The 7,451-nt window shown below is 47.2% G+C and carries 9 protein-coding genes; 3 read left to right on the plus strand and 6 right to left on the minus strand.

Annotation, left to right across the window (positions count from 1 at the left end; all coding sequences use genetic code 11):
- Nucleotides 1-11 precede the first annotated feature (11 nt).
- The 5 genes from CR164_RS07640 to CR164_RS07660 all read right to left on the minus strand — a co-directional run bounded on the left by CR164_RS07640 (nucleotide 12) and on the right by CR164_RS07660 (nucleotide 3,685).
- Nucleotides 12-818 (minus strand): HesA/MoeB/ThiF family protein, encoded by an 807-nt coding sequence (locus CR164_RS07640; protein WP_193525195.1) that lies wholly within the window; start codon nucleotides 816-818, stop codon nucleotides 12-14.
- Nucleotides 815-2,047 carry a PLP-dependent transferase gene (locus CR164_RS07645; RefSeq protein ID WP_110023328.1) on the minus strand — a complete coding sequence of 411 codons (1,233 nt, stop codon included), beginning with the start codon at nucleotides 2,045-2,047 and terminating at the stop codon, nucleotides 815-817. Before CR164_RS07645 ends, CR164_RS07640 begins: the two co-directional genes overlap by 4 nt.
- Nucleotides 2,044-2,259 carry a sulfur carrier protein ThiS gene (gene thiS, locus CR164_RS07650; RefSeq protein ID WP_110023329.1) on the minus strand — a complete coding sequence of 72 codons (216 nt, stop codon included), beginning with the start codon at nucleotides 2,257-2,259 and terminating at the stop codon, nucleotides 2,044-2,046. The genes CR164_RS07645 and thiS overlap by 4 nt, the downstream gene beginning before the upstream one ends.
- A gap of 4 nt (nucleotides 2,260-2,263) precedes the next feature.
- Nucleotides 2,264-3,181 (minus strand): cysteine synthase A, encoded by a 918-nt coding sequence (gene cysK, locus CR164_RS07655; RefSeq protein WP_239994494.1) that lies wholly within the window; start codon nucleotides 3,179-3,181, stop codon nucleotides 2,264-2,266.
- 93 nt (nucleotides 3,182-3,274) lie between these two features.
- Nucleotides 3,275-3,685, minus strand: a complete 411-nt coding sequence (locus CR164_RS07660; protein WP_110023331.1) for an RrF2 family transcriptional regulator — start codon at nucleotides 3,683-3,685, stop codon at nucleotides 3,275-3,277.
- 384 nt (nucleotides 3,686-4,069) lie between these two features.
- On the opposite strand from CR164_RS07660, the gene CR164_RS07665 reads away from it, so the two are divergent.
- From CR164_RS07665 to CR164_RS07680, 3 genes are all read left to right on the plus strand, one after another.
- The gene (locus CR164_RS07665; protein WP_110023332.1) at nucleotides 4,070-5,356 is read left to right on the plus strand and encodes an NAD(P)/FAD-dependent oxidoreductase; all 1,287 of its coding nucleotides are present in this window, start codon (nucleotides 4,070-4,072) and stop codon (nucleotides 5,354-5,356) included.
- 303 nt (nucleotides 5,357-5,659) lie between these two features.
- Nucleotides 5,660-6,853, plus strand: coding sequence for an aspartate aminotransferase family protein (locus CR164_RS07675; RefSeq protein WP_110023363.1), 1,194 nt, complete (start codon nucleotides 5,660-5,662; stop codon nucleotides 6,851-6,853).
- Entirely contained in the window at nucleotides 6,840-7,067 is a 228-nt protein-coding gene (locus CR164_RS07680) for a hypothetical protein (RefSeq protein WP_239994495.1), read from the plus strand. The genes CR164_RS07675 and CR164_RS07680 overlap by 14 nt, the downstream gene beginning before the upstream one ends.
- A 10-nt stretch (nucleotides 7,068-7,077) precedes the next feature.
- Here the strand turns inward: CR164_RS07680 and CR164_RS07685 are convergent.
- Nucleotides 7,078-7,451: energy transducer TonB (locus CR164_RS07685; protein ID WP_146204147.1), on the minus strand; the 374-nt coding region annotated here is incomplete at its 5' end.

Raw genomic sequence — 7,451 nt, forward strand, 5'->3', positions numbered from 1 at the left:
CGGCTTCGAGGTCACCGTAAGTCACAGACCTGTTGCTCCTCATCCCGCAGTTCGGTAATGGAAGGATTTTCTGAACAAACTGCACATTTCGGGTTTCGCCGCAATGCCACCTTTCTGAAATTCATTGGCAGCGCGTCGAAGGTCATCAGGGCATCAGCCAGAATATCTCCCGCCCCTGTGATGAACTTTAACGCCTCTGCCGCCTGAATTGTACCGAGCATTCCGGCCACGGCACCCAGAACCCCTGCCTCGGAACAGGTTGGAATCATGTTTTTCGGTGGAGGTTTATGAAAAACGCATCGGTAACAGGCGCTTTGTTTCGGCAGCACCGTCATCGTTTGACCGTTGAACCTCAGAATTCCCCCATGAGAAAAAGGAATTCCTTTCATGACACATGCATCGTTTATGAGAAATTTCGTCGCAAAACTATCGGTACCATCGATGACGAAATCATAACCTTCTATGATTTCTTCAATGTTCGATGCATTGACGAATGTCTTTATCGATTCTACCTCGACATCGGGGTTTATGGCTTCCATCTTCTCTTTGGCAGACGATACCTTGGAAGAACCTACATCTGCCGTAAAATGAATGATCTGCCGCTGAAGATTCGACACCTCGACGACATCAGCATCAACAATACCGATCCTTCCGATACCGGCAGCGGCACAGTACATGGCCGCCGGAGCCCCGAGTCCACCGGCACCGATGATCATCACCTTCGAGTTCAACAGCTTCTGCTGCCCTTCGACTCCGACATTGTCGAGCAAGATATGACGGCTGTAGCGTTCCAGTTGTAACTGGGTAAAGTCTATCATATGTTTTTCAACCCCTGTTTTATATCATCTATCAAATCTTCCCAATCCTCTATACCGGCCGAAAGCCTCAGCATATTCTCGGCAATACCCATGTCCAAACGTTCCTCTACAGTGTACTCACCGAATATCGTCGAGGCAGGGTGTATGATCAGGCTTTTATTATCGTTGAGGTTCGTTGCCTTTCTAATAATCGCAAGGCTGTCGATAAAGCGAAAGCACTGTGCTCTATCTTCGAGCTCAAAGGAAACCAACCCGCCAAACAATCCCCTGAACTGCACAGAAGCAGCTGCATGATGCTTCGATTCCGGTAACCCCGGATAATTGACAGCTTTCACTTCAGGTTGTCCTGCAAGAAACCGTGCAATCGTCATTGCATTATCTGAACTTTGCCGGACGCGCAATGCCAAGGTTTCCAGACCGAGAGTGTTCAGCCAGGCATGATGCGGTGCCATACAGGAACCGCAGTTTCTGAAAACCTCTCTGCGAAGTTTTGCAAGGAAAGCAAACTGCCCGTACTGACCGCTAAGCGGAGAAACTTTCGGTGATTGGCCCCAGTCGAACAAACCGTTATCGATAATGACACCTCCAACCCCCGTTGCACCACCTGAAATATACTTGGTTGTTGAAACCACCTCCACCGCAACCCCGTAATCTCTGGAACGGAACAGAAAAGGCGTTGTCAACGTACCATCGAGCACAAGAGGAACCCCGAACTTCTCAGCGCAACCTGAAACAACGGAAAAGTCGACAACTTCAAGCTGAGGATTGGTTATCGACTCGAGATACAACGCCCGGGTATGTTCATCGATCTTACTTTCGATGGAACCAGGGTCGCTCATATCGGCATACCGTACTTCAAGCCCCCAATCCTTCAAGGTCTTCTCGAACAACGATATGGTGTTTCCGAACAGGTGCCGGCTTGACACGATATTGCTCCCGGCAGAACAAAGAGTCAAAATAACGTTCGTTATGGCAGCCATACCGGATGAAACGGCAATAACACCACGTGAATCAGTCAACACCCGCATTTTTGTTTCGAAATCCTCTACTGTCGGATTGGATATCCTGCTGTAGGTATGTGCAGGTAGCTTTCCCTCGAAAGCCTGCTGAATCTCGCTGGCATTATCGAACTCAAATGCAACGGAATCATACAGGGGAGGACGTAGCGATCCGTGTACATCCTTTTTAGGATACCTCGTGTGTAAAACCTTCGTGGTGAAACCTTTCATTCAGAACAGCCTCCTCCCATGAAGTATAAAAAATCAACTTCATCACCATCTCTGACAACTTTGGAATCAAAAGCATCCCGTTCAAGGAAATCACCATTGATCTGAACGGAAACCATGTCCGGCATTTCTACGCCCTGAAGAGCGAGCAACTCGGTTACCGTCATGGTTTCCGAAGTCAGTTCTTTCTTTTCACCGTTTATCGTCAGTTTCATAGTTTTATTTATTTATAGCTACACTCAAATACCTTTCTCCTGTATCGGGAAACAATGTTACAATCACAGCGTTTTCCAATCCTTTGTTCTTTATGTACTTCGCCGTTCCGCAAGCAGCAGCCCCTGATGAAATACCGGCGAGTATTCCTTCTTCATGGGCAATCCGTCGCATCCACTCCATCGCTTCACCATCCGTTACCGTAACCACGTCATCTACCAGCTCTTTCTCCATGATGGAGGGAATAAACCCTGCACCAATTCCCTGTATTACATGCGGCCCGGGAGGTTCACCACTCAAGGCCGCACAGTTTGCCGGCTCGACAGCGACAACCTTCGTTGTCGGCCGTTTTTGCTTGACTTTACGGGCAATCCCGGTTATAGTCCCTCCTGTCCCTACTCCGGCAACGATCACATCGACTTTCTCATCGGTATCCCGCAGTATTTCAACCGCGGTTGTTTTCTCATGAACCTCAACGTTCGAAAGGTTGTCAAACTGGCGGACAAGAAAAGAGTCATTCAGGGAAGCATGTAATTCTTCCGCCCTTGCGATTGCACCCTCCATTCCAAGGTGCGCCGGAGTAAGCTCGACATCAGCCCCGAAAAAAGCCAACAGCTTTCTTCTTTCAATACTCATCGAATCAGGCATAACCACAATCAACCTGTGCTTTCTGATAGCGGCAATGAACGCAAGGGCAATGCCGGTATTCCCGCTCGTGGCCTCGATTATCGTCCCTTCAGGGCCAAGTTTACCGCTCTCAACAGCGTTGTCGATCATGGCCAGTGCTGCCCGATCTTTTACCGATCCACAGGGATTGTACTGCTCAAGTTTTGCGAGAACCATATTCCTGTTTCCAAAAAGCCGGTCCAACGTCACAAGAGGCGTCTCTCCAACAAGTGCCGTTATGTCATTTACGTATTGCACAACCTTTTTAATCATTTAGAGTTACAGGCAGTCTATACACCAATAAATCAAAACCATGAAAGCAGGGTATACTACCAACCAACAGAAGCGCCTTCAGATATAGTAGATCCGTTTTTCAGCGTATCTTTTTTCCTGCTCGAGGAGCTCCTCGAGAGAAATGGAAAAATGCTCCCTGATATGGTCCTCGAGATTGCCGAAAACCTGCTCCACCGCATTGGTATCATATTGTGAAACAATGCCGAGCGGCCCTTCGAGAGCTTCGAGAATCGAAAAAACGGTAAGATTTCGTGGACTATCGAAAAGCTCATATCCGCCTTTATTGCCCCGAACACTTTTCACCAATCCGTTTTTCACCAACCGGTTGAAAATCTGTTCCAGATAATTTTTCGGAATGCCTCTCTGTTCAACAATCTGCCGTATCTGCAACCGGTCCTTGCCGAAACTATCCGCCAGATCAAGCATTGCTGCCAATCCATAATGTGCTTTTGCACTCAATGAAAACATAACCAACTATCTTGACTTTGTTTTATAGGTTAAATAAATAAAAATCAGGTGAAATAGTCAAGAATATTCATAAAAGAAAAGCCTCGAATGCAAATCGGCAGCGTAAAAGGCCTCATAAAACCGTTCGCAGGAAACCTCGATCAACCTGCCACTATACGAGCAGGCCTTTACCAAGAAAGAAAGGGTAACGGATAGAAAATTTTTTATTTAGGAAAATTACTCTATAATTAGTAGCGAAAGTTGACCATACCCTCTTCTCCTGTCATAGATTGTTAATAGTTGCGATGATGCAGGAAAGAGCAATTTGGAGAGATTTCTACCGGTTTTGGACAGAACATACATTTGAAACCGATCAATTCAGACGAAACAGCAGAGAACGAAACGATGAAGCATGTCGTGATCGTTGGTGGCGGCTTCGCCGGTATCAACGCAGCAAAAGAACTTGGGAACAGACGTGATATCAGGATCACCCTTATCGACAGAAAAAACTACCACCTGTTCCAACCGCTCCTCTACCAGGTTGCCATGTCGGCTCTTGGGGCTGGTGATGTTGCGGAACCGCTGAGGAACATGCTCTCCAAGTATAAAAACATCACTGTGTTCAAAGGTTCGGTCGAGAATGTCGATATGGAAAAAAAAATACTTCTGACCGACTTCGGTGAAATATCATATGACTATCTGATCCTCGCATGCGGTGTCAAACACCATTATTTCGGCCATGACGAGTGGGAAGAACATGCCCCCGGCCTGAAAATCATTGCCCAGGCAACCGAAATACGACGGAGGATCATGGAGGCCTACGAAGCGGCGGAAAGAACTGTAGACCCTGTTGAACGCAAGAAACTTCTCACGTTCGTCGTTGTTGGCGGTGGACCAACCGGCGTCGAGCTTGCCGGATCGATCGGTGAGATGAGCCGTTTTACACTCTCCAAATACTACAAACATATCGATCCGAAGCTCACGAGAATATTTATTGTCGAAGCAGCACCGAGGATTCTCGGTTCATTTTCTCCGAAGCTCGCCAGTAAAGCGACCAGAGCTCTCGAACAGCTGGGAGTACAGGTATGGACAAACAGCATGGTGACCGATGTCGATGCAAACGGCGTTCAGATCGGCAACGAACGTATAGAAGCAGCGACGGTGCTTTGGGCTGCAGGTGTCAGAGCGATAGAAATCGGTGGGAAAATGGGAGTGGAAACCGATCGTTCTGGACGAATTGTTGTTGAAGAAGACCTCAGCATATCCGGCTACCCGGAAGTGTTCGTAGGAGGTGATCAGGCACATTTTGCCCATCATACGGACGACCCGCTTCCCGGTATGGCTCCAGTGGCATCACAGCAGGGACGAACCATAGGAAAAAATATCCTCAACGAAGTCAAGGGTCGAACAAGAAAACCGTTCCGTTACAAAGACAAAGGACAGATGGCCACGATTGGCCGCAACAAGGCAATCGTGGAAATCGGAAATTTCAAGTTTTTCGGAAGTTTTGCATGGTTTACTTGGCTGTTGGTGCACATCTACTATCTCACTACGTTCAAGCATCGGGTTTTCGTATTGCTGCAGTGGGGTTGGTCCTACTTTACATTCGGCCATGGTGCACGTCTTATCGTCAACAAGGAATGGCGGTTCTATCCGGATCAAAAAAAGGTTAACGTCGAAGAAGAGAGCTGATAGATGCTATCGAAATGGGAAAGAACGGCAATGTTCGACAATTGCAAGCCAAAGGATGTGATACAATTGCTTTCATCGGTTATATTTCTTGGATTAGCGTCTTATATAGCTTTTTTCCTTGAAGTTCCGAACGGAGTACCACGCCAGGATCTATACATGATCGCCGCCTTGACAGGCAGTTACGGAATATGGAAACTGTGGAAAAGCATTTCAGGCTGCCGTTCAAAGTGAGTTTACAATACAACGTGAAACCTTTTGGACAATGAACAGTTTGTCAAAAAGGTCAAAATATCAAGTGGTTTTATGGTTTGCGAAATAAATAAAGAAACGGAGAAACAACTGTTTTTTCATAACTACTCACGCCTGCCTCTTGCCATAACTCATGGCGAGGGCACTTATCTTTATAGCTCCGATGGATCACGTTACCTCGACATGATCTCGGGTATCGGGGTTAATGCGCTCGGCTACGGTGACAAGAGAGTTGTCAATGCAATCACAGAACAGGCGCAAAAGATCATTCATGCATCGAATCTTTTCATGCTCGAACCCCAATTCAAACTTGCAGGAAAGCTTCTTGAAATCTCGGGACTGTCAAAGGTTTTTTTCGCCAACAGCGGCACAGAGGCAATTGAGGCCGCGATAAAGCTCTCGAGAAAATGGGCTCACTTGTCGGGCAGCATTGATAAAAAAGAAATCGTCTCCCTTTCAAACTGCTTTCACGGCAGAACCTACGGAGCGATGTCTTTGACGGCCAAGGCGAAATATCTTGAAGGTTACGATCCTCTTCTCCCCGGGATGGCGAATGTTTCATTCAATGACGTCGATAACCTGAAAGCAACTGTGAGCGATAGCACAGCTGCCGTATTTGTCGAGTTCATTCAAGGCGAAGGGGGAATTCACAAGATTTCTTCCGAATTTATCGATACCCTGAAAACACTTCGGGAAAAACACGATTTTTTGCTTGTCGCCGATGAAATCCAGGCTGGTTGTGGCAGAACCGGTAAGTTTTTCAGTTACATGCACTTCGATATCGAACCAGATCTGATCTGTCTTGCTAAACCGCTCGGCGGTGGCTTGCCGCTGTCTGCCGTTATCGGCAACAGCAAAGTCAAGAACGTTTTTGCAGCAGGCAATCATGGCACGACTTTTGGTGGTAATCCGGTAGCATGTGCAGCAGGGTTGGCGCTAATCAACGCTATTTATGATGATCATCTCATGGAACAAGCTTCCGCAACCGGAAAGCTTATGAGACAAGCGTTTGAAGCACTCGGCGAGAAATATTCCCAAATACGTGAAATTCGCCAATATGGCCTGATGATCGGCATAACCGTTAAACGTGAAGCCTCATATTATGTTCAGGAGGCATTGAAAAGAAAGGTCCTCGTCAACGCAACGAGCGGCGATGTAGTCAGACTTCTTCCTCCCCTGACCACAAGCCGCGAAGAAGCACAACAGTGTATCGATTGTCTCGATGAAATCTTCAGTGAAGAAACCTAAGAGCACCAAAAGCGGAAAAATTCCGATGCCGCTGGAAAAGATCAACTACTTTTTCATCGGTATCGGAATCGCCGTTATAGCTTTCAGTTACACCACGATGTATCTTGAAGAAAATAGCGCAAACGGTTTTTTTTCTCTCTACGTCAGTCCAGTACTACTGGTCGGAGCGTATGCATGGATACTTTTCGCATTGCTTTACAGGAAAAAAGCCTGATTTTTTTCCATTACCGCAACGTGAAGCGTATCGGCACAGCCAACCATACTTTGATCGGAGAACCATTCTGAATACCTGGCGAATACGTTGATTTCATAACACATTCAATCGCAGCTTTATCAAAGATCGTCTGATCAGAGGGAACTCGTTTCATAATCTGCGCCTTGATCGGCTCGCCCTTCTCTGAAATCAGGACACTGACAAACACCTTCCCCTCGATGCCCGCATGGCGTGCCATTTCCGGATATCTCGGTTCTTTTTTCCTGAGGAATGACGGCATGATTTCACACGGCACGAATACAGGACCGTCCCCGATACCGCCCTCGACACCCTGTGGCTGATGAATCGCCTTTCTGATCTCCTGCTGCGTCGCGAGCGTCTGTT

Origin of the sequence: Prosthecochloris marina (genome assembly GCF_003182595.1) — a bacterium.
In the GTDB taxonomy this organism is placed as follows: domain Bacteria; phylum Bacteroidota; class Chlorobiia; order Chlorobiales; family Chlorobiaceae; genus Prosthecochloris; species Prosthecochloris marina.